The 23,838-nt window shown below is 41.2% G+C and carries 19 protein-coding genes; 7 read left to right on the plus strand and 12 right to left on the minus strand.

What is annotated here, in order from left to right; translation table 11 throughout:
• Positions 1–93: 93 nt before the first annotated feature.
• From NOS7524_RS25030 to radC, 5 genes are all read left to right on the plus strand, one after another.
• Complete coding sequence (locus tag NOS7524_RS25030; RefSeq protein ID WP_041555948.1) at positions 94–1,548, plus strand: GTP-binding protein; 1,455 nt, start codon at positions 94–96, stop codon at positions 1,546–1,548.
• 117 nt (positions 1,549–1,665) lie between these two features.
• Entirely contained in the window at positions 1,666–2,634 is a 969-nt protein-coding gene (gene argC / locus NOS7524_RS25035) for an N-acetyl-gamma-glutamyl-phosphate reductase (RefSeq protein ID WP_015141273.1), read from the plus strand.
• 55 nt (positions 2,635–2,689) lie between these two features.
• Positions 2,690–3,142 (plus strand): SRPBCC family protein, encoded by a 453-nt coding sequence (locus NOS7524_RS25040; RefSeq protein WP_015141274.1) that lies wholly within the window; start codon positions 2,690–2,692, stop codon positions 3,140–3,142.
• A gap of 194 nt (positions 3,143–3,336) precedes the next feature.
• Positions 3,337–4,206 carry a GNAT family N-acetyltransferase gene (locus tag NOS7524_RS25045; protein WP_015141275.1) on the plus strand — a complete coding sequence of 290 codons (870 nt, stop codon included), beginning with the start codon at positions 3,337–3,339 and terminating at the stop codon, positions 4,204–4,206.
• 105 nt (positions 4,207–4,311) lie between these two features.
• A complete protein-coding gene (radC, locus tag NOS7524_RS25050) occupies positions 4,312–5,043 on the plus strand; it encodes a RadC family protein (RefSeq protein WP_015141276.1) in 732 nt (243 codons plus the stop codon).
• Positions 5,044–5,105: 62 nt separating this feature from the next.
• Here the strand turns inward: radC and NOS7524_RS25055 are convergent, their stop codons facing one another.
• Positions 5,106–6,410: an RNA-guided endonuclease TnpB family protein gene (locus NOS7524_RS25055; RefSeq protein ID WP_051039244.1), complete on the minus strand. Its 1,305-nt coding sequence runs from the start codon at positions 6,408–6,410 to the stop codon at positions 5,106–5,108.
• 331 nt (positions 6,411–6,741) lie between these two features.
• On the opposite strand from NOS7524_RS25055, the gene NOS7524_RS25060 reads away from it, so the two are divergent.
• Positions 6,742–7,995, plus strand: coding sequence for a GTPase family protein (locus tag NOS7524_RS25060; protein WP_015141278.1), 1,254 nt, complete (start codon positions 6,742–6,744; stop codon positions 7,993–7,995).
• A 5-nt stretch (positions 7,996–8,000) separates the two neighbouring features.
• Here NOS7524_RS25060 and NOS7524_RS25065 read toward each other — a convergent pair whose 3' ends face one another.
• From NOS7524_RS25065 to NOS7524_RS25115, 11 genes are all read right to left on the minus strand, one after another.
• Positions 8,001–9,233 carry a DUF4336 domain-containing protein gene (locus tag NOS7524_RS25065; RefSeq protein ID WP_041555950.1) on the minus strand — a complete coding sequence of 411 codons (1,233 nt, stop codon included), beginning with the start codon at positions 9,231–9,233 and terminating at the stop codon, positions 8,001–8,003.
• A 288-nt stretch (positions 9,234–9,521) separates the two neighbouring features.
• Positions 9,522–11,234 carry a putative bifunctional diguanylate cyclase/phosphodiesterase gene (locus NOS7524_RS25070; RefSeq protein ID WP_015141280.1) on the minus strand — a complete coding sequence of 571 codons (1,713 nt, stop codon included), beginning with the start codon at positions 11,232–11,234 and terminating at the stop codon, positions 9,522–9,524.
• A 570-nt stretch (positions 11,235–11,804) separates the two neighbouring features.
• The gene (locus tag NOS7524_RS25075; protein WP_015141281.1) at positions 11,805–12,605 is read right to left on the minus strand and encodes a TIGR01548 family HAD-type hydrolase; all 801 of its coding nucleotides are present in this window, start codon (positions 12,603–12,605) and stop codon (positions 11,805–11,807) included.
• A gap of 53 nt (positions 12,606–12,658) precedes the next feature.
• Complete coding sequence (locus tag NOS7524_RS25080; RefSeq protein WP_015141282.1) at positions 12,659–14,086, minus strand: efflux RND transporter periplasmic adaptor subunit; 1,428 nt, start codon at positions 14,084–14,086, stop codon at positions 12,659–12,661.
• A 182-nt stretch (positions 14,087–14,268) separates the two neighbouring features.
• On the minus strand, positions 14,269–15,486 hold the full coding sequence (locus tag NOS7524_RS25085) for an ABC transporter permease (protein WP_015141283.1): 1,218 nt from the start codon (positions 15,484–15,486) through the stop codon (positions 14,269–14,271).
• Between the two features lie 5 nt (positions 15,487–15,491).
• Positions 15,492–16,691, minus strand: coding sequence for a M50 family metallopeptidase (locus NOS7524_RS25090; RefSeq protein WP_015141284.1), 1,200 nt, complete (start codon positions 16,689–16,691; stop codon positions 15,492–15,494).
• A 53-nt stretch (positions 16,692–16,744) separates the two neighbouring features.
• Complete coding sequence (locus tag NOS7524_RS25095; protein WP_015141285.1) at positions 16,745–17,980, minus strand: glycosyltransferase; 1,236 nt, start codon at positions 17,978–17,980, stop codon at positions 16,745–16,747.
• Complete coding sequence (locus NOS7524_RS25100; RefSeq protein ID WP_015141286.1) at positions 17,977–18,735, minus strand: CPBP family intramembrane glutamic endopeptidase; 759 nt, start codon at positions 18,733–18,735, stop codon at positions 17,977–17,979. The genes NOS7524_RS25095 and NOS7524_RS25100 overlap by 4 nt, the downstream gene beginning before the upstream one ends.
• Before the next feature lie 39 nt (positions 18,736–18,774).
• Complete coding sequence (locus NOS7524_RS25105; protein ID WP_015141287.1) at positions 18,775–20,823, minus strand: prenyltransferase/squalene oxidase repeat-containing protein; 2,049 nt, start codon at positions 20,821–20,823, stop codon at positions 18,775–18,777.
• Positions 20,824–21,033: 210 nt separating this feature from the next.
• Positions 21,034–21,231, minus strand: a complete 198-nt coding sequence (locus tag NOS7524_RS25110; protein WP_015141288.1) for a hypothetical protein — start codon at positions 21,229–21,231, stop codon at positions 21,034–21,036.
• Between the two features lie 70 nt (positions 21,232–21,301).
• Positions 21,302–22,807: a radical SAM/SPASM domain-containing protein gene (locus NOS7524_RS25115; RefSeq protein ID WP_015141289.1), complete on the minus strand. Its 1,506-nt coding sequence runs from the start codon at positions 22,805–22,807 to the stop codon at positions 21,302–21,304.
• Between the two features lie 710 nt (positions 22,808–23,517).
• On the opposite strand from NOS7524_RS25115, the gene NOS7524_RS25120 reads away from it, so the two are divergent.
• On the plus strand, positions 23,518–23,817 hold the full coding sequence (locus tag NOS7524_RS25120) for a 30S ribosomal protein PSRP-3 (RefSeq protein ID WP_015141290.1): 300 nt from the start codon (positions 23,518–23,520) through the stop codon (positions 23,815–23,817).
• Positions 23,818–23,838 lie beyond the last annotated feature (21 nt).

Below are 23,838 nucleotides of genomic sequence, written 5' to 3' on the forward strand. Positions count from 1 at the left end.
TGTAGCTCATTATTCCTAATTCACCCTTTCCTTGTCTCCAAACCCCTGCTAAAAATGACTAGGATCGGAATCAGAGGTAAATCTAAAATTGACATGACTTCGATACTGCCCGAACCACATCACAGTGACTCACCCAACTGGGAGGAAGAACTAGATAGTGCCATTTTTAGTTTTGAAGATATTCAGGCGGAACTGAACTATAAACAAGCACAAACGGCATTACGTAACTTAGTCGCTAGTCTTGACCTTAGCCCCCAAGAAAAAGCGGGTTTAGAGTCAGAAATCGCTGATTTGGAAACTATGCTGACCAAATTAGACAGTATGGTAGTCCAAATTGCAGCTTTTGGCATGGTAGGGAGGGGCAAGTCTTCCCTCTTAAATGCTTTGGTGGGACAATCAGTGTTTGAAACTGGGCCTTTGCATGGTGTTACCCGTACGGCTCAAAGTGTGAATTGGACGATTAGTGAAGAGGCTATTGGCGAAACAGAACGGGCTTTCAGGGTGACTTTACCTAGTGTTGGTAAATCACAGGTAGAATTGATTGACACCCCAGGCTTAGACGAAATTGATGGGGAAACTCGCACCGCATTAGCAGAACAAATAGCAAAACAGGCGGATTTGATTCTGTTTGTGATTGCGGGTGATATGACGAAGGTTGAGCATGAAGCTTTATCTCAATTACGGGAAGCAGGTAAACCGATCATCCTGGTATTTAATAAAGTAGACCAATATCCAGAAACCGATCGCTTGGCAATTTATGAGAAAATCCGAGACGAACGGGTACGGGAATTACTCACACCTCTGGAAATCGTCATGTCAGCCGCATCACCTCTGGTAAAGACGGCTGTATATCGTGCTGATGGTAGTAGGGGCGTACAGTTACGTCCGGGTGCGGCCCAAGTGGAAGAATTGAAACTGAAAATTTTAGAGATTTTGCAGCGTGAGGGCAAAGCTTTAGTGGCGCTGAACACGATGCTGTACGCTGATAATGTCAATGAGCAACTGGTGCAGCGCAAGTTGAGCATTCGGGAACAGAACGCCAATCAGTTGATTTGGAAAGCAGTCATGACGAAAGCGGTGGCGATCGCACTCAATCCAGTCACGGTTGTAGATATACTGAGTAGTATAGTGATTGATATTACTTTAATCTTGGGCTTATCTAAACTCTATGGCATCCCCATGACCGAAGCTGGTGCTGTACAACTACTCCAAAAAATCGCCATTAGCATGGGTGGGATCGGTGTGAGTGAATTACTGGCTAACTTGGGTTTAAGTGGGCTAAAAACTTTACTGGGAATCTCTGCATCAGCCACAGCTGGCGTTGCCCTTGGCCCCTATATCTCAGTCGCACTCACCCAAGCCGGGGTAGCTGGTGTATCTTCTTATGGGATTGGACAAGTTACTAAAATTTATTTAGCCAATGGTGCAACTTGGGGGCCAGATGGGCCAAAAGCCGTAATTAATCGGATTTTGGCAACTCTGGATGAAACTTCAATTATCAATCGCATCAAAGATGAACTACGTCACAAGGTAAAATTTAAGAAGTAACTAAGACTTACGTGATTTTAATAAATTTTTTGTTGGGGCGGTTAATAGTCAATAGTCCAGAAAAACTTGATTTTTGAGTATAGCCTCAAAATTTGAATACGAATTACAGATTACTTTATGAATAAATCTAAGATTTTCATTGACGGGGAATCGGGAACTACAGGTTTACAGATTTACTCGCGCCTCAATCAACGGAATGACATCGAGTTAGTTAGTATTGAGCCATCTAAACGTAAGGATACGACTGAGCGAGCCAAATTACTGAATGCTGTTGATGTCGTTATTCTCTGCTTACCTGATGATGCAGCTCGCGAAGCTGTCAGCTTAGTGATTAGTAATCAAGTAAAAATTCTGGATGCCAGTACAGCCCACCGCACGGCGGCAGATTGGGTTTATGGCTTTCCAGAATTAAATCCAGAACAACGAGAAAAAATTGCTAATGCCCAGTTTGTAAGTAATCCCGGCTGTTATCCTACAGGATTTTTGGCCTGTATCCGTCCTTTGATAGCTAAGGGAGTTATTCCTGAAAATTTTCCCATCACAATTAATGCTGTGTCTGGTTACTCCGGTGGTGGTAAGAATTTAATTCAAAAATACGATCGCTTTCATGAGCAGCAAACAGGAGCAAATTCACTGTATCCTTACGGTATCTATGGTTTGCAATTTGGGCATAAGCACGTCAAAGAAATGCACCAGCATTCTGGATTAGCATCACCACCATTGTTTATTCCCGCAGTCGGAGATTTTGAGCAGGGAATGTTAGTCCAAATTCCTTTACCCCTATGGACACTAGAAAATCCCCCATCGGGTGAAGCGATTCATCAGGCGATCGCCCAATACTATGCAGGTGAAAAATTTGTCCAGGTAGCTCCATTCCAAGATGCTACCTTACTGCGAGATGGTACATTTTTAGATGTCATGGCAATGAACAACACCAACATTGTGCAGGTGTTTGTGTTCGCCAACGACGCAACCCAAGAAGCCTTGCTAGTAGCACGTCTCGACAACCTAGGCAAAGGCGCATCAGGAGCCGCAGTCCAGAATCTCAACATTATGTTGGGTGTTTCAGAAGACTTAGGTTTGTAATGGGGGACTGGGAAAAAACTATTGCCTATTGCCTATTGCCTATTAACTAATAACTATGCCCCAAATATTGGAACAATCAATTCAAATTAATGCCACAGCCACAACAGTAGAACGGTGTTTTACGGATTTAACACTGATGCACCGTTGGCTGAACCCTGTCTTGAGCTGCGAACCATTAGGCGAAACTTGGAGTACAGATATAGGCAGTAAAAGCCGCTTTTTGATTCAAATTCCTCTAGTGCAACCTACCTTGAACAGCGTAGTCGTAGAACGCCAACCAGGCTTAGTGGTGTGGGAATTTCAGGGATTTTTCCAAGGACGCGATCGCTGGGAATGTCAACCTACCCAAAAAGGCACATTGCTAGTCAATCGCTTTGAGTTTGACATTCCCAACCCCATAGTTAGTTGGGGTTTTAACACCTTTGCCGCCAAGTGGACACAAGAGGATATGCAAGCCCAGCTACGTCGCCTGAAACGAGTCGCTGAAGAAGTACAGATTGGTCTTTAGAGGGAACAGGTTAAAGGTTACAGGGGATAGGAAAAAAAGAAGTCAAGGAAACTGGGTGATAACTATGGACTAAGTAAGTCGGTGCAATAAAACCAAACTATGTGAAGAAAAGTAAATAAGACTCAAACTCTTTCTCCCCCTGCTCCCTGCCTTATTCCAACAATAATTGTTTACGCCGACCTACTTAATGACTAATGACTAATTTGAGAATATTACAAGCTGGGGATGAAATGTTGCTAGAAGACTTCCTCTTGCAACATACTGACACTTCCATGTTTTTGCGCTCAAATTGGCGAACAGCCGGGCTAGTTGATCAAGGTGAAATGTTCCAAGGCATTTATGTAGCCGCAATTGAGGATAACAAGATAGTTGCAGTTGCAGCCCATTATTGGAACGGCATGGTAGTTGTGCAAGCACCTGTTCATCTAGAGGAAGTGGTGCAAGCAGTGGTAACAAAATCTGGTAAAGCCATCTCTGGGATTGCTGGGCCAGCCTTACAAGTTGCGGCTACAAAACAAGCATTAGGACTGGCTAATCGATTAATTCAAAAAGATGAGCGGGAAATTTTATTTTCACTAGCACTACAAGATTTACACATACCCCCAGCTTTAGCATCGGGAAAGGTGCAATGTCGTTTACCCTATCCAGAAGAGTTAGATTTACTCACCGATTGGCGAGTTGCCTATAGTGTGGAAACCTTGGGACAATTAGAAACTGCGGATTTACGAACAACTTCCCGTCAAAGCTTGGAAGCACATCAAGCCATAGCTAGCCATTGGGTATTAGTAGCAGAGGATACCCCAGTTGCATATTCTGCCTTCAATGGGCGTTTACCTGACATGGTACAAATCGGTGGAGTTTGGACACCTCCAGAATTGCGGGGTAGGGGTTACGCTAAATGTGTAGTAGCTGGTTCACTGCTAGAGGCGCAATCGCAAGGTGTTCAACGCGCTATCTTATTCACCAGTCCAGACAATCTAGCAGCACAAGCAGCATACCGAGGCATTGGCTTTAGTCCTACGGGTGAGGAGTTTGGTTTAGCATTGTTTCAGGAAACTACATGAGAATCTCTGAAAATTAAAGATTTGCTCAAGTCAGGATAATTGCGATCGCAAACAGGGCATAAATAAAAATAGTTGCTTCTATCGTGGCTATTTTTTAGTTATTTTATGACCTATTGCCTGAGAATTGCTGATATTCCTGAAAATGAGCGTCCCCGTGAACGGTTAATGACCTATGGCCCCAAAATTCTCGCCACAGCAGAGTTGATAGCAATTCTTTTAGGCACTGGACAGGGGCCAGGCAAACTTTCAGCCGTTGGTTTAGGGCAATATATTCTACAAGAATTGAGTAAACATCAACGTGACCCCTTGGCGGTATTGCGAGAAGTCACACCTGCTGAGTTAATGCAGATCCCTGGAATTGGCCCCGCTAAAGCCACAACTATTTTAGCCGCCATTGAATTAGGTAAACGTGCTTTTCAATCCCGCCCCTTAGACCGTACACCCATTGATAGCCCCAATGCAGCGGCCGCAGCGTTGAGTCAAGACTTAATGTGGCAAGCACAAGAACGTTTTGCTGTGCTGTTATTGGATGTAAAAAATCGCTTACTGGGTACACAAGTCATTAGCATTGGGACAGCCACCGAAACCTTAGCCTCTCCCCGTGAAATTTTTCGGGAAGTCATCCGCCAAGGTGCAACGCAGGCAATAGTAGCCCATAATCACCCTTCAGGAAACTTAGAACCCAGCCCAGAAGATATAGAGTTAACACGTCAACTTTTAGCAGGGGCGCAATTATTAGGCATACCGTTGCTAGACCATTTAATTTTGGGCAATGGCAATCATCAAAGTTTGCGAGAAATTACCACCTTATGGAATGAATACTCCCAAGGGGATTAATTCAAAGGGTATTTGGAACAAAAACTTCCTTGACTACTCCCCGAGCTGAAGCAACGGGGAATCTAAACTGTTACAAAAAGCGAGGTTAAAACCGTCGCTTTTTGCGTTTTACAGTTTTTTTCCCAAAGAAAGATCCTTGGCGGGACGGTCAAAAGCCCCCTAACAACCTTGGCTAAATCTAAAATTATATTTAGCTGTGTTGATACTTTAATGAGCATATTGGCACTGGCGTTTAAATCAGCAGAGATTTGTTTACCAGTTGCAGTGACAAACAAACCACGTTTTACTCGTTTTCCTGAAGATACCCACCCTTCCGGTTTTTCGCAGAACTTAGGTATTGTATCGCCATCTAAAAACGAAGATTGGCTTGTATAGCTCTCCTCAACTTCATGAAATTTGATGCTGTAGAGTTCACATAGTTGTTTAATCCTCGCTTTTAGCCTTGCAGTTGGTATCTGTACAATAGTTTGATTATTTCTTCTACCTAATTCAATACTGTCTTTATGGCGTTGATTCCAGCCAAACACTACATTTCCAATCTTGTTTTCTAAACAGTGATTGATGACTATTCTGGCGGTTTTATTTACTGCATCCCTTACCTGCCGATTACGTTTTTCTGTGATGTATGCCAGCTTTTTACTCCAAAAACCTTGAGGTTGATTGGTTTTAAGTCTGGCTACTTCTTTGTTGTACCACTGGTTTAAGCTTTTAACTTTGCGACCATCTACAATTAAGCTAGTTCCCGCATTAGAAATACAAGTTAGCCAATTGTCGATACCATGATCTATCCCCAATGCTAACGTGTAGTCTAAATCGGGTTTTGATGCTTCTAGCTTGTAGATAAATTCAGCGTAGAAACAACCGTTACGGGGCAATATTCGTAATTCTTTGATTTTTAGATAATCTAAATTACTAGGCATTGGTATGGTGAATGAATCAATACCAAACCAAGTTTTTATTAGACTACCCAAGGGTATGCGAATTTGCCCGTTAATCAGTTTTAAATGTTGTTTGGGGTAAGCGAGTAGAGTTAAGCCACCTTTCTTTCTGTAGTTAGGTAATCTAGGTTTTTGTTTTATCTTTCCCTCAAAGTGAGCTTTTCTGAGTTGTTTGAATGATTGAAATGATTCCCCTACTGTGGTTAATACTTGCTGTGCTGCTTGTGAATACAACGCCTGAAAGTGTTTATTTTGCTTGTATTCTTTATGCAAGTCAAATTTACTGATGATTTTACCAGTTTTTAGAAATACTTGTCTTGCTAAATATATGCCGCAATTAGTGAGTTTATTTGCTTCACTACAAATAAACTCAAGGGTTGCAGCAAGTTCATTACTTGACTTAATTAAAACTTGCTGGCAACCGTACATTACACCACCACCACAATAGCTGAAATGATTTTTGATTCGCTGATGTAATCGTAATCTCAAATTATTTTTTTGTATATAGATTGTACAGTAAGTTTGTACCAAACTCAAGACTATGCCACTGGCGGGATAAATCCCGCTCTTTCGCTTATATCCCCCACTTAAAAGACATATGAGGCACAAAACCAATAAGTTTTGTGCCTCATACTTGGGGGCTTTACGCATCACGACTCGTAACTCGATTAGCATTTCTACTGAGTTAGGGGCAAAATTATAGTGGAAGGACTGGTAATCATCAAGTTCTCGAAAGTGCAGCGAACCGAACAATGGTGCAATGATTAGACCAAACTCTTGGAAAAATCGCCTGAGTGATGTCTGGAACAAGACAGCAGGAGATTTAATGCAACGCTTACCTGTAGACAAAGTTGCACAGACAGTAGTGCAATGGTTTAGCGTTAGCGAAACTGAAATTACCGAAATTTTAGATAAAGTCCGTAAAGAACTACCAACTACAGAAGCTTTATTGATTGGTAAGCCGCAAGCTGGTAAAAGTTCTATTATTCGGGGATTAACAGGAGTTTCGGCGGAAATTGTCGGTCAAGGATATCGTCCCCACACACAACACACTGAACGTTATGCTTATCCTTCCAATGAGCTACCCTTACTGATTTTTACAGATACAGTCGGATTGGGAGATATCAATCAAGAAACCCAGGCAATTATTCAAGAGTTGGTAGGAGACTTACAACAGGAAACTAAACGCGCCAGAGTCTTAATTTTGACAGTCAAAATTAACGACTTCGCCACAGATACACTGCGCCAGATTGCTCAACAGTTGCGTCAGCAATATCCAGAAGTTCCCTGTTTACTAGCAGTTACCTGCTTACATGAAATTTATCCTGCCAGTGTCTCTGATCATCCAGCTTATCCCCCAGACTATGAGGAGTTGAATCGGGCTTATACTGGGATTCAAGAAGCTTTTGCCGGACTGTACGATCGCTCACTCTTGATTGACTTTACTTTAGAAGAAGACGGTTATAATCCGGTATTTTATGGTTTAGAAGCACTCAGAGATAATCTAGCAGAATTACTTCCCGAAGCCGAAGCCCAGGCAATTTATCAGCTATTAGATAAGCAAGCATCTGAAAAACTCGGCAATATCTACCGGGATGTGGGTAGACGTTACACCTTATCATTTGCGCTGATGGCAGCTACCCTGGCGGCTGTACCCTTACCTTTCGCTACCATGCCCGTATTGACTGCTTTGCAAGTGTCGATGGTGACTCTACTGGGTAAACTCTACGGACAGAACTTGTCCCCATCCCAAGCTGGTGGGATCGTGAGTGCGATCGCAGGTGGTTTTTTTGCCCAAGCCATTGGACGGGAGTTAGTGAAATTTATACCAGGTTTTGGCAGTGCGATCGCGGCTTCTTGGGCGGCTGCGTATACTTGGTCTTTAGGGGAAACAGCCTGTGTTTACTTTGGTGATTTAATGGGTGGTAATAAACCCAATCCCCAAGAAATTCAGTCTGTGATGCAAGAGGCATTTGAGAAAGCAAAAGAACGGTTTAAGGGCATCAAGGGTTAATCTGACTAAACTTTTTCTTTTGGTGGCGGTACAATTCCACGCTGATTTAAACCTTGATCAATCTCTCTGAGAAGTTGAAAATCTTTCTCCGGTAAGGGATAACTATCACTATTAAATAAACCAGCACTGACAGCAGGTTGTTTTTCTAAAAAAGAGAAAGCTTGGCGAAACTGGCGCGGTTCGGCTTTGATGGGTGCATCAAAATGACAAGGAATAATCCATTGAAAATCCCAACTTGCTACTTGATTAGCCCAGTTAATAGTTTCTCTAGGTGCGCGGTTAAGAATCAATGTCTGTAATATAGGTGCGACGAATAAACGCCCATCCCCCCGTACAGCCTCAAAAGATCGCAGCCAATCTTGCTGCCATTTGAAGGGAAATAACCCAAAATAAGCTTTATATGACCGTTCTGGGGCTTTGAGAGCCTCACGGAATACCTCACCCCATCTGGGGACTTCTAACACGCTGGGACGGAAATACAAAGCAAATAAGGTGATACGTTGCCATCCTTTACGGCGATTGGCTTGGTTATCTGCAACGACATCCGAGGCTTTGTCTTTGGCATGAAATAGTAAGGCGTAGGGATCTAATTGGACGATCGCCGGCGGATTTTCTGGTACTGAAATCACAGAATCTGTAACTAATAACGTGTGCGATCGCTTGTGGAAAAATGCCACTTCTGCAAACTTACCAGAGCCAAGATCAATAGTATCTAATATGGCATAGTCAAATTCGTCGGCGAAGGGTGCTTGACTGCTATCTGCTGGTAGTACGTAAGTGCGTCGAGGAGGTAAACCCAGCCAACTTAATGGTAAATTTAGCGGAAAACTCCATTGATTAGGAGCTACAAATACCTGTGCTTGGGGAAAACATCTGGCAAAGGGGCCAACAAAGACTTTATGTTCTAAACCGGAAATCGTAGGCAGAATGATATATTTCACATCTCCATGTTCCGCCACTAATTCATTCATCAACCTAATACATTCGGGAGTCGGCGCAACGGGAGCATATACCAACAGTCCCCCCGCTTCTAACTTCACAACAGTCATGCGAATGGGAACAATAACGTAGAAAATCCCCTGCATCTGGTCAAAAGTCCAGATTGTGTCTTTAATTATTTCTTGACGCAGTGTTCGCCGCTTACCGTAGGGGTAAAGTGGCAAAGTAAACCAAAAAGGCCAGGTAAAGTCTCTCTGACTCAGATTTTCTAAATTTTCTGTCCGCTCGTCATGCACCACTCCGCGACTGCCTCCCACTTCCCAAGACACAAACTATTTTTATTTGAACTCCAAACCCTGGAGTTTAGCAAATATTTTGGTATCTTTGGTGATGAAACATCTCCTAAAAAATGTAGAGACGTAGTAGTGTTACGTCTCTACTATCGTTTTCTTGGGGAATAGCGATCGCAATTAATGGTATGAGATATGCCAGTCACCAAATAGATTAGGACATCGAGTAATCATAAAACCGTTAAACGAACACGCTGTCACCTGTCACCTGTCACCTGTCACCTGTCCCCAGCCATATCACGCTGCGACTGGCTGCATTTTCTGACAACTTTGTTGTAACAACTCCGTGATTTGCTCAACAGGAATAGGACGACTAAAGTAAAATCCCTGTCCTTCTTGGCATCCACGCTGTTGTAGATACTCAAGTTGTTCGGGAGTTTCCACTCCCTCGGCTGTGATTTTCAACTGGAGACTCTTGGCTAAAGCAATGATGGCATCAGTCACAGCAGCACTATCAATATTAGATACCACATTCTGCACAAAGGAACGATCAATTTTCAGCATATTCACAGGAAAGCGTTGCAGATAGTTGAGCGAAGAATAACCAGTACCAAAATCATCTAAGGCAAGCCATACGCCTAATTTTCGCAACTGGTTTAAGGTTTCTACAGAACGATGAATGTCTGTCATCAAGAAACTTTCTGTTACTTCCAGTTCTAAGTATGATGGCTGTAAACCAGTCTCTTGAAGAATTTGACTGACAAGTTCTACTAAATCTGCTTGCTCAAATTGTCGAGCTGACAGATTTACCGACATCCGCATGGGTGGAAGTCCAGCCAGTTGCCAAGCACGATTTTGAGCGCAAGCAGTTCGCAACACCCATTCCCCAATCTGTACAATTAAGCCATTAGCTTCTGCAATAGGAATAAATTCGGCTGGAGACACTAAACCGCGTGTGGGATGTTGCCAACGCACCAACGCCTCAACTGCTTTGATGTTGCCACTATCTAAATCAATCAGAGGTTGGTAATAAACCAGCATTTCGTTGCGTTCTAATGCCCCATATAATTCATTTTCTAGTACCAATCGCTCTTGCAGTTGGGCATTAATTTCTGGGGAATAAAATAGGGATTGGCTACGTCCTTGCTGCTTGGCTTGATACAAAGCTATGTGAGCCTGTTGTAAGAGTTGCTCGGCGTTATTGCCATGATCGAGTTGATTGAGTGTAATGCCGATGCTAGCTGTGATATGAATTTGGCTGCCTTGGATAGAGAAGGGTTTAGCTAGTGTACTTAGTATGAGTTGGGAGAGTTTGATGATGCTTTCCAAGGAATGTATCTCTGTACGAGCGATCGCAAATTCATCTCCATGCAAATGCGCCAGGATATCTGTTGGTGCTATGCAACTATGCAAACGCTTGGCTACTGCTCTTAACAGTAAGCTAGATTGCTCAGGATTGAGAGCATGACTCACATCTGTGAAATCATCAATACCCAAAACGATGACAGCTATGAGCTTTTGACTATTTTGCGATGAGTATAGACTTTGTTTGAGGCGATCGCTCAATAGCTCTCGATTGGGTAATCCTGTGAGTTTGTCGTAATTGCTGATTTGGTCAATTAACTCATCTAATTGCTGTAGAGTTTGTGCGGTATCAGCCATTAGCGTACCCGCTTCATCAATAAATTCTGTTGGCAGATTGGGTACAGTTTTCGTGTCGAGATAATCTTGTAGAGCTTTTGATGTCAAATTGACTGGCGCAAGGAGGTGATGCAGTGCATAGAGTGTAGCAGCCGTACCTATTAACGTAGCTATCAAAGCAATGACTAAAACTCGAATCGCTATTTCCCAAGAATAGGAGTTAGAAATGACAAAACTGAACAGTAAAGTTAACAGTGGGATGTGAGTACCTAGAAAAGCTACCGACATAATTTTGGCGGTATAACTTTTCTGTAGCCAGCGAAAATTAGCCAAAGATGAGTATAGGTAAAGTGTTTGATTCATCTGCATAGATTTTTGACAGTGCTTGATATTTAGCTGGCTATCCCTTGCAACGATTATTCAGGGAATAGGAAACGCACTACCATCAATAGGGAGTAACCCTTTTTTGTCACTCTAGGAAGAGGTTTAATAGAATTTAGGGTTAAGAGTTCCCTACTTCGATGAGCAGGTTTCTGTTCCACCAGCCAGTAGACGCAAATCAATATCAGGTCATATATTATCTTGCCCAATATGACCGTCTACATTATAAGTAGCTCAGTGTTAAAAATTATCGCTATGGCAAGGCAGGAGGCAGGAGGCAGGAGGCAGGAGGGAAGAGGGTTTGAGCCTAGTTTATTTTTCTTAACATAGTTGTGTTTTTTCCCACCGACTTACTTAGATATTGAGTTATAGTTTCTATAAAGCCTGGCTTATAGCCAGTTATTATCTTAAAATTTATCTGTGTATAAATGCCGAAAAAATTATGAAATTTTTGTAAATTAAATAACTATATTTTGTTTGTTGCTAAGTGCAAGGATAAATTTGTCTCACGCACAGACGCTTCAGACTCAGAGAGTCAGAGTTTGAGAGATGTCTAATTCATGATTGCTGCAACAGTTCCTGAATTTGATTTGGATTTAATTGCTCGACATTACTTAAAACTACTGCTGCACCTGCTGTTAGCAATGTCTGGGCATAAGCTTCACTACGGGCTGGGGTTTCCTGCACATGAGGCGGTAAGATACCAACACCAATCCAATGACGATGAGGTTTTAGTTCTCTAGCCTTGCTGACGGTGTACATATCTGCCACAGTATCACCTACGTAGACTATGACTGATGTTGCCTCTAATTGATTCTCTAGTTTGTTAATTGTGGCAAACAGTCCTGTGGGATCTGGTTTACCCGGTGCATCTTCCATTGCAATCAATACCGGAGACTGTAAACCCAAACGTTTCTCTAAAACATAGGTAGCAGAAGCACGGGTTGCACCACTGAAAAATCCCCAGGCTATCTCAGCTTGTGTTAATTGCTCTAAGTAGCTGGGTTGTAATAATAAGGGTTCATCACAAATATATCCCGTCCAATTATGGGGATCTGGGCCGCGGTAACGGGATTGAAAAAAGGCAACTATAGTTTCGTAGTTCAGTTGTAGTTGTTCGCGAGGCTGGTCTTGGTTGGCAAAGTAGCGATAAATTAATTCCTGGGATGCTTCCCAATCGTTATTCCAAATCCCTTCTGATTTGAGTTGGTCAATTTCTAGGGATGTGGGACGATAGGCATTGTTAGTAAAATACTCTACCGTGTCTGCCAACGCCCGACGATAAGAACTGCCAACATCGCGGATAACTCCATCGATATCAAATACAACGATCGCTTTTGTTGATAATTTTGTAGTCATAGAGTTATTGGCAGCTATAGATTGAGCTAGTATCAGCGTAAGGCATCTTCCAGCTAATTACTTTTTTCTGGGTAATCAATAAATACTTTATCGCCTATTTTTACCCCTTGAATGATTTGAGTTTGGTTGCCCACAATCACGCCAACTGTAACAGGTTTAAATTTGGGTTTATGATTTTGATCTGGTACGAGAACACCAACCCGTCCATTTTGGGTTAAAACTGCCACACTGGGGACTACTGTTGCATTGGGAATCTGGTTGCCCAAAAAAGTTAATTCTACATTCATTCCAGATCGGAGTTTATCTTTACCAGTATCAATTTGAACTTGTACTTGAAACAAAGTCACATTTTGATTACGTACAGCTTCAGGGGCGATTAATCGTACAGAACCCATAAATACTTGTTTGGGATAAGCATCACTGGTGATTTCTACTTTCTGCCCCAGTTGAATTTGATTAATATCTGCCTCTGGGACTTCAGCGAGAATTTCTAAGCCTGCGGCTAAAGCTACTATGGAGGTGGAAGTGGCAGAGGCACTACTAGAAGCCGAGGTAGTAGGCGTTACAAAAGCTCCAGGATCAGCATAACGCTGCGTAATTAAACCAGCAAAAGGCGATCGCACCACAGTATCTCTAGCTCGTGCTTTTACAGTCTGTAATTGGGCATAAGCTTCATCAACCGCAGCCTGTGCCTGTGCAATCATTTCCGGTCTAGTGCCATTCTGTAGCTGCTGTAGTGCATATCTAGCTTCTGTGACTGCGGCGGTAGCTTTGATAATTTCTTGATGGCGCGGACCATTAATTAATTGCGTCAAATGGTATTGTAACTGTTTGACGTTGGCTTCCAAATGATGTTCTTCCGATAAAGCTTCATCCAGTTTATCCTGAGCAATTGCTCCTTGAGCTACTAAGTATTCATATCGTTTGACTCTTTTTTGTGCCAACTCTTTTTTTACTTGCACTGCTTCCAATTGGGCTTGTGCTTGGCCGATTTCTTCAATACGGCTACCAGTTTGAAGTTGAGTTAAAGAACTTTCAGCTTGAGTTAAACGAGAACGGGCTTGAGCGATTTCTTCAGGCAGATTGCCAGCTTTTAGTTCTGCAAGGCGGGCTTGTAAACGATTCAGGTTAGCTTGAGCTTGCATAACCTGACTTTGGATCTCCTCATCTTCCATGCGAGCAATGATGTCACCTTGCTTGAGGTAGTCTCCTTGTTTGACATATATTTTAGCTAAACGACCAGCAGTTTTAGGGCTGATATTAACTGTTTGATTTGGTCTAACCCTGCCGTTGACTTGCACCTGCACTGTTAAGGTTTGAGAAGTTACTGCTGTTACTAAATTACTAATATCTACTACTTGGCTAGTAGTATAGCGAGAAACTAAATAAGTTGTCGCACCCATGCCTAATATAGCCGCAGCGACTACGCTAACAATTTTAGGAACAGGTAACTTAACTTGATTAATTAGGGGAATTTGCATTCTTTTTTTGATAAAAAAATTTATATAGGACTCGTATTTGATTTCTGTTGGCGTAGCCTGCGCTAGCGCATAAAAAACTCAGTACACCCCTACTCTCTCCTTTCCTATTGCCTATTGCCTATTGCCTATTGCCTGGCTACGCAGATAATTTTAGAAATCAAAGCGGATTCCTATATAATCGTCTAACTGTTGCGTAGAGCCACAATTGAGTCGAGTTTGGCAGCTTGCCGAGCCGGAAACACGCCAAAAAATAGCCCAATACCACCGGATACACAAGTAGCTAGAGTAATAGCGATCGCTGAATTTCTCACTTGTAAGGGAGTAAAGGCTGCTATGAGCAAATTTCCGCTAATTCCTGTCAATATACCTACTATTCCTCCAGTCACAGAGAGAATTACAGATTCAATTAAAAATTGCATTAAAATATCTTGAGAAGTTGCGCCAATTGCCTTACGTAAGCCAATTTCTGGGGTACGTTCACTGACAGAAATCAGCATAATATTCATGATGCCTATCCCTCCTACCAGTAGGGAGATACTAGCGATCGCTGCCAACATTAAAGTTATAGCCCCTGTGACTTGATTGGCAGTTTTCAGTAAATCTTTTTGACTCTGCACCATAAAACCATTTGTACGAGTCGAATTTCGGCGATTCCGTAATAAGTTTTCTACTTGAAATTGAGCTGCTTTTACCCTAGTTTCATCTTGAGCCGAGAGAGAAATAAAAGATAATTGTATTCCATAGGGAGATGTTCGCCCAATAATTTGATGAGCAAGAGTAGTGATAGGTATCATAGCTACATCATCTAAGTTAGTGCCTAAAACCGAGCCTTTGGGTTGCATAACTCCAATGACTAAAAAACTCAGGTTTTTAATTCTTACCCTTTCACCAATAGGGTTTTGATGTTTAAATAACTTCGCTGCTAAATCGGGACCTAAAACCACAACTCGGCCATTTCTTTTTAAATCTAAGTCTCTAAAAAACTGTCCTTGGGCAACATCAAAACTACGTACTGATATATATTCTGGCGTGGTTCCAATCACACGAGTTTGCACATTTCTATTTCCATAACTTGCTAGTTCTAGCGATTGGATTTCTGGTGCAACGGCTTTCACCGCAGGGACTTGGTTAGCGATCGCCAAAGCATCTGCTAGCACTAAAGTTCTCGGTCTTTGATTGGTGACTCCCCAAGCATCGCTGGTTTCAGGTACTACAAATAAAACGTTTGTTCCTAAAGATGCAAATTGTTCAGTAGCTAAATTTTGGGTTCCTTCTCCCACACCTACTAAAGCAATAACTGAAGCATTACCAATAACTATGCCTAGCATGGTCAGACTACTACGGAGTTTATTACTTAAGAGTGTTTGCACTGACATTTTGAAGTAATCGAAGGTTCTCATGGCGATTATTTAGGCTTTTTTTTAGTAAATAAAGTGATTCGTAAAAGTTTAGTTAAATAAGATAGCATCAAGATGCTAATAACAATTACGACGGTAGAACTCATAAAAGACTGTAAAATTTTGATATCGATTACAGGAGGCCAACGCCAAAAATGAGATACTAAATCATTAACTAATGATGGATATTTCCATAATTCCTGCCAGAATATGGGAATTACTACCCATAAAAAATAGCCCCAAATAATAAAACTCAAAATTGTGTAAATCATTAAAATCCCCATTACCCAAATCGGCCAGGGAAATGATTTCACTTTGCGACGATGGCATCGATCAAGATAATGACGAAAAATACGTAATGGTTGTTGACTGAGATTAGTTACACCCAAAGTATCAGCCATTACCCAGTAACCATCAAATTTAAAAATTGGGTTGAGAGTAAACAAACAACTACCAGCAATCATAATGAGTGCTAGTTTTAGGGGTACCCAACCAGTTAAGCTGTAGGCAACAACATATATAGCTGCAAAGATTAATTGGAAAAATACTCCTGCTACATCAACAATTACTCTTTGCCAACGTTTTAACCTCCAAGCATCGCTAACATCGCTGTAGAACGCAGGCCAAATTAAGTAAAGAGTAAAACCGATGTCACTAGGTTCTGCTCCATAACGCGCACAAGCACTAGCATGACCTAGTTCGTGCATCATTAATGAAGCAAAGAATAATAAGTAACTCCATAAAAAACCCGTGACAGAGGTATCAATGTGGAAGTCATGTTGTGGAGCGATCGCTGCACTTACAGCCATAGCTAATAATAGACAACAGGCTACAGGCCAATAAAATGCGATAGAAAGATAAGCCGCAATAGAATTAACTATCGCCTTGGGTAATATAGTGAAGCGGAAAAAATAAGGCGACGCTTTGCGATGGGAATTTTGTTCAATCTTAGTAATTCGCTCAATGACATCGTTGTAAGCCGTCTCTACTTGATCTGAGGATATATACTTGCCTGATTGACTGAGTATTTCCGCTAAAGACTCAAAGGAGATGCCTAAACTACGCTGCTGTAATAAATAATATGAGGTAGGCGAAAGTCTAATATAAGTCAGATTGTGACCTACTGCTAGCAAATACACTGGTTGCCCTTCAGAGGTATCAACAACTAGACGTTCCTGGAGTCCTTGTAGTGTCTGTAGTTCTTTCATAGATTCACTCTGAAGCAACAGGGGTTTAGAGAAGAAAAACTAATAATTAATAACTAATAATTATTCATTACCAATTTCAGACTTGGTACTTGAGATTGAAGATGATTTTTTCCTTTTGGACTGGTAATGGCGAGTTTAATTAATAAGTCGGCAGCTTGTTCACAACCATTTACTTTGCTAAATGCCTGTTGTAATACTTGAGAATTTTGTTGGATTTGTCGGCAGTTTAAGAGTTGGTGAACAGCTTGTTCTATGGTTTGATTTGTAATATGATTAGGCGATAAACAAATAGCAATTCCGGCGGTTTGGCAACGTTCAGCAATTTCTTCAGTACCACTACCATTAGGTATTAACAAACTAGGCACACCATGTTTAATTGCTCCCAAAACAGTAGTTGTATGCCCACTAGAAATCACTGCTTTGGCATAGGGTAGTATAAGTCCTTGGGGAATATGGTCACGCACCAAGAAGTTTTGTGGTATTTCACCTAGTTCGCTATCCATACGGCTAACTACAGCAACTACTCGCACTGGTAAGTTAGCTAATACCTCAACTAAGTTTGGCCAAAATCCAGGTTTGCCAAAAGATCTGCCTGGTTGGACATAAATTATCTGTTCACCAGAAGCGATCGCATCATTAAGCCAATTCATCAAATCTGGATCAAACACAGGCGGTTCCCACAGACAATCCCCAATTAAATGTACTTTTTCTGGTAGTTGATCTACATCTGGTTCTAATTCAGGAAGACTTTGTAACAAGAAAAGATCACCCAATAAGGGTGTATCTCTATAGTTGCAATGGATCGACGGTAAACTCCAGAGTTGACGATTGAGATTATAGAGTTTCATCATCTCTTCATACCGCCACAGCAGCCGCGCTTCTGTTTCTGAAATAGGGGGACGTTCTAGAACAGATGTAGAAGTAGGTAACAGATAAGCCGCACCACCTAAAATACAGATTGGTAGATTATATAGTTCACCAACAATGAGTACACCCAGAGTTAATTGATGTGTTACCAATACGTCAGGTGCAAATTGATCCAGAGCATACTGGATATGTTTAATTTGCATCGATACACCTATCGGTTTAGCCCATACTCCTACCTGGAAACTAGCACCATCCTGATTAGTTCGGGGAATCCGCTCTAATCCTGCTTGTTGTAAAATCCCACTAAAAGCAATATCTGTAACAAAAGCTACTTGGTGTTTTCTGCGTTTGAGTATTTGAGCAATGCCTATGGACGGATAAACAAAACCATGACTGGCTAATGGGCAGAACAAAAATTTCATAGCTCATATCTCCTGGTCCCATACTTGCCAAAATTTTTATTCAAAGCGATGGTAAAAAACAAAACATCCACAACAATAGCTGTGATAGTGTAAACCAGCTCTGTCTTAGCACTGAGGTCTTGGGGAACAACCAAAAATCTAGTAAACAGCAGATTTTGTAAGCCGTGGCTGAGAATGGCAGGATATACACTACCAGTACGGATACGAATCCCACACCAGGCTAAACCATCAGCAATGAACAAAGGAATCCATAGCGGTTCACCTAAAGATAAATGCAGCAAACCAAATAATAGGGAACTAATTACGGCAGCTACTATCGGGCGTGAAATCTGAGCTTGTATTCCAGTGTAGAGTAAGCCTCGAAAGTGAATTTCCTCCGCAGCTGCATTTACCAATACAAAGAATAGTAAATCTGAGATAACTACTGGCAATGGAAAATAGCTGATATTGACAGGCAAAAATGCTATCCAAATAATTGACCGCAGCACCAAAAATAACAATGCCCAAGTAAAATCTGATAATTTGGGGATACCTTTAAGGCCACAACTGGTCAAGCCGTAAAAACGATGAATGAGATACAGACTGACTAACAACTCTCCTGCATATATGCTTAGTGGCAAAGATAAACCGCTTTGATGCAGTAAATAAGGTGGGAGAGCTAAAATAGCACTTCCCAATAAGGGCAGTAAGAAAAGTATGCTGATATGCCCAATTTTCTGTAAACCATGATGTTTTTCTGACTGAGTTACTGACATAGGATAGCTATTTGATTTTGAGTAATTGGCCAGCTTCACTTATGCACAGTCATTGCTGATTAGTTGATGCCACAATAAGGCCGCTTTCAATACAAAGGCGGTAGTAACGGTACTGCTGCCATAAGAAAGGACTTGAAGCACTTTACCAGTAGCGCGACCGAGTTCCATCCGAATCAACTGACAATTTGGCCAAGCTTGGTCACTATTCTGGCTACTCTGGAGATATGTGAGTGCTTTTTGTGCTATTGTGCGATCGCTAGCAACGCTACCAGATTTTTGCACCACTGCTAAACCCAACAAAGATAATGCAGTATTGAGGGCATCACTCTCATCATTCAAACCCCAACCACCATCAGCCAATTGACTGTGGTGTAAAAAGTTTAAGGCACGGGCAATAGCAGGTGATTTGGGTTTAGCAATAGCCAATAGCCTTAAACAGACATAGGTGCCATAATACGGGCCGTGATACCAAGTACTCAGCCAACTACCATCGGGTTGCTGTTGAGATTCTATGTAATTCACCCCTTGAGTAATGTTTTCAGCAAAACGCCCGTGATCAAATAGAGTCAGTGCATAAAATAAATTGGCAATCACATCGGTGTCTGAACCAGTTCCCCAAGCGCATTTGATAAACTCAGCTTGGCGTTCCTGTTCTGGTGTTAAGTTGGTAGTAGGTACTAACCAAGTCTCAAATGAACCATCATCGTGGCTACAATCTTTGAGAAGTACATCTAGGGGAGCTTCACAATATTTTTCTACTGCTGTCTGATGACCAGCACGTAAAAAAACTTGCATTACCTGTGCTAAATCATCAGCATCTGGTGGTAATTCTGGCAAATCTGGGAAGTAACTCCAACCACCTACTCCTGTAGTGCATTGGCGACTAAGTAAGTAGTTGACCTCTTTATCTAAGATTGGTTGCAATAATTGGCCCGGGCTGATATTCGCATCGCATAAAGCATCAGCAATTAATGCCCGTTGAAAAACATCACCATACTGATACTCTTTTTCTGCACTGAAACCTTGATCATGAGCAAATTCCATGATGTGTCGTGCTTCACCAAAACCCAGTTGCCATTGTTTGACAACGAAGCGTACCCCATCCCACGCTATTTGTTGCCACTGACTCTGTGCAGGTGGCAATGTGAAAACAAACTTAGATTCTGCACGTACACGCTGTAAATTTCTACTAATAATTTGGTTAATATCATCAAGGAGAGCCTGACACTTGCGGCGTAGCTTGGCAGTGATATTCCACCAGAGAAGGTTCGGTAAATCAGCTTTGAGTATTTCTGCATCCTCAAGAAACTGTAGCGACATCTCTAAGAGATATGTAGCATGACCACCATAATAAACTTCCCGTTCTAATTGCTTTTTGAGTAGTTCTAATTCTTGCTGTGTACCATGAACTGGCCACTCTTTCAAGAGACGAGACAACAGTAAGGAGGGAATTTGACACCGTAAATCATCTTTCCAATCCAGCAGATCATCTAGCATTTGATTGGCAAGATAGAAGTGATCAATTGATGCCGTCAATGGAATTAAGAGTTCATCGTTTTGTGCTAGTTCTACTAATCCTGCGATTGTACACTTAGCTACACCTGTTTTGCCTTTAATAATTTCAATTGCCAGTGCTTGTGTATATTCAGACCAATGGCGTTTCCCTAATGCAAAATATTGCTCCTGAAGACAAGCGTCGGTATAACCTGCATAATAATTACGAAAGCGGCTCCAAAAGCTAGCATTTGGTAGAAACAACTGCTGTAGGAGTTGGTAAGCTTCAAATTGCATTGCTTGCATACCTAAAATTCTCTCTGCCTCTGGATAGGCAACTGCTAGAGAATCCATCATCTTGTCGCATAAAACCAATGAACTGGCAAATATCTGACCGGCAGATGTTAAGTATTCCAATTGAGTAGGTGTGATTCCCACAAAAGCACTGATAAACAGTTCAGGAAAGTAATCACAAATGTTTTCCCGTTCATTAGTTAAGGTTTCGATATAAATTCCACTCGGCCAATACTCTCGCAAAAAGTTTCTAGCAGGAGTGACCGCGCTTGTATCTTGTCGAATAAACAATGTATCCATTGTTTTAAAAATCTGATAAATTTAAATTGGGTGTCTTCAGTAGTAAATTAAGAAAAAAATTGTATATGCAGTACCGTCACTTCATCTATTGCTGTGTTGGTTTTTCCCGATGACTGCACTGCACATACATTACTTTTGTCAGTTAGGTATACAACCCTGGTATTTCCTCAAGATGCCAGGGATATACCATTTCCTAAGATATTGAGTCCTTTAGTTTGCAGTGGTGGTATCAGTGGTAGTCAATAATGGTTCTTTTGAGAATCCATCACAGTTACTACCACAACTTCCTCCCCAACCGGCAGTTGTAGCAACTGCTAGTTCTAAACGTCTTTCTAATTCTTCTACATCCATTTCTTCAAGGTTGAGGCTTTCAAACTCATTGTTGGGATTTTCAATGTTCTGACTCATTGGTATCTCTCCTTATGGATAAATAAACAGCAAATAGTGGAAATACACAGCTATACAGATGAAGACTTTTTTAAGCAGGACATACTTCTGGTTCTAACTCAACAGCATCCTCAGTCCTGGCAATATGATCTAGATAAGCCTCAGCTACACTGGCACGGAAGCGATTAGCAAAGCCATCACAATAATTTGTGTGAAATTTGTTTTTATGGCTCATAGCTAAGGCAGCACAACCTCCGCCGCAAGAAAATGCGTAGCGACACTTGCGACAGACGGGATTTGAAACTACTGTACGATTTCGCCAAGTTTGGTTTAACTCTTCATTCAAAATCACTTGGCTGTCTTCGGTAATGTGACCAATGCGAATTTTTTCATCACCAGTTTTTTCCCAACACGCATAGATGTCGCCAAAGGAATCAAAGATGTACATCTTATTGTGTGCTGAACAAAAACTAGATTTAAAACTTGGTAATGGATCTCGGTGTTGTGTGAACAACTGCTTTGCTTTTTCTACTAGACCATCATTAGGGCGATAAATTACTTGCATATTAGGATATTGATGGCGCATTTTGTCTAATGCCTGATTTAGCTCCCACGAGTTGAAAGTTGTTTTGACACTGGTTTGGGAATTGCTGGCGTGAACTGGCGAAGTATAGGCAGAAAACTTTTTGTATTTATGCCATCCCCTGGCAATTATTTCATCAGCTAAATCAGGTAATGTCTCAATATTATTGCGGTCAATATTCATGCGTACACTGACTTCAACTCCTAAGCTTAAAGCCATGCTAATATTTTCCGCAATCACCTCAAATGAGCCACTACCATCTGCATAGATTCGTCGTTTATTATGTTCATCTGGTGGGCCATCAAGAGTAATTTGTAGTCTGGAAATTTTGTCAGGACTTAGCAAATCTTGGTACGCTGTTAACTCAGTAGCATTAGTCACAGCCGAGAATGTAGCTTTACCTAAAGATAAGGCCTTATTGACAATGTAATTAACAATAGAATGGCTGGCTTCTAATAATGGCTCTCCACCAAAAAATGTAATATGTCTTGGTAAATCTGGATTGTCTAATATGCCATGACCGGCTTCAATCTTAGGCATAGCAGCAAAAATCCTATCTACCATTTCTGGCTGCATTGTTTGCAATAAATGTTTGAAAGCAGAATTTGTCCTCATGTGATCTTGGAAGCAATAAGGACAACGTAGATTACAACTATAGGTAGGCATAAATATATATCCAGGCATCAAACGGCTCTGGAAATAATGCAATTTTGTTGCCACCTGAGAAAAATATTCCTCTTCTTCCATCACTGTCATTTCAGTTAAGTAACCGCGTTTTTTGAGTAACTCGATAGTGACATTAGTAGGAGGAACTACTTTACCTGTAATTGTTGGTTCAGGACTCCAGTCTCCATAAAGTGGTTTAGGAGGATGTTTATGTTCTAGCGATCGCAAATAGGTAGCTACACGTTGAGAAACTTTATCATAAGCTCCTGTGTAGCCATGAATAATCAACATTTCTTCTTGATTGCCGGGTAAGTCTACATAAATTGTGTAACTGCTTGTACGCATCATATTTTTGTGTGTTTTCAATAGTAACTAGAGTATATAAATGCAGAAAATATTACCTGTGTTTTCTTTGCTAATCAGTGGTTTTAGCTCCAAAAATATTTAATTTTATAGGTTATTTATTTGGTTGATGCTTGCGCTTTTCTTCACAAATTCAAGACTAAAATTCAAAATTTAATTACTGCTTATAACTGAATTAACTTTTGATTAATTTCCATATTTAAACTACTTTATTTAGTTTTGTAATTAATAATAAATTATTAGTAATAATTAGCCAATAAATTCGTAAAAGCATATATTTTTGCTTGAAAATTTATTTATTAAAAAAATATTGATTATGTAAACACAAGTAAATTAATAATTAATAAATATTGAGAGAGTATACAAAAAGTTATATGGCAATCTGATTTGATTCCTACAATTATTTGCATAGGCCGGGAGTAGGGAAATCTTGCCCTGTTCCCTGTTCCCTTTAATACGCGGTCTTAGGGCTTCAGCTGGAATTTCGAGTTGAACTAAGCCCCTGCTTTGTAGATGATTAAGTGATTGCCCCATCTAAACCTCCGGGGTACTCCCGCCACATCTGTACTCAGATGATTACAGGCCGATTCAAATCCTCAATTCCCCAACCTATTTTGTCAAGTGGCTGAATATTGGGTTAAAATAAGCGATCGCAAACTTTGTAATTAGTAGCCGGATATTCCCCGGAGGTATAATTGTCCAAGTTCATTTTGAAAATTCTTTGGCTAGACGAGAACGTTGCCCTGGCAGTCGATCAAGTTGTAGGCAAAGGTACAAGTCCTTTGACTAAGTATTTTTTCTGGCCCAGAAATGATGCCTGGGAAGAGTTAAAGAAAGAACTCGAATCTAAACACTGGATCTCTGATATTGATCGCGTCGAGTTGCTCAACAAGGCAACAGAAGTGATTAACTACTGGCAAGAGGAAGGCAGAAACCGCCCGATGGCAGAAGCACAGTTGAAATTCCCTGAAGTTGCCTTCACTGGTAGTGCTTGATGAGGTATTGGGGATTGGGGA

Source organism: Nostoc sp. PCC 7524, from assembly GCF_000316645.1.
GTDB lineage: Bacteria > Cyanobacteriota > Cyanobacteriia > Cyanobacteriales > Nostocaceae > Trichormus.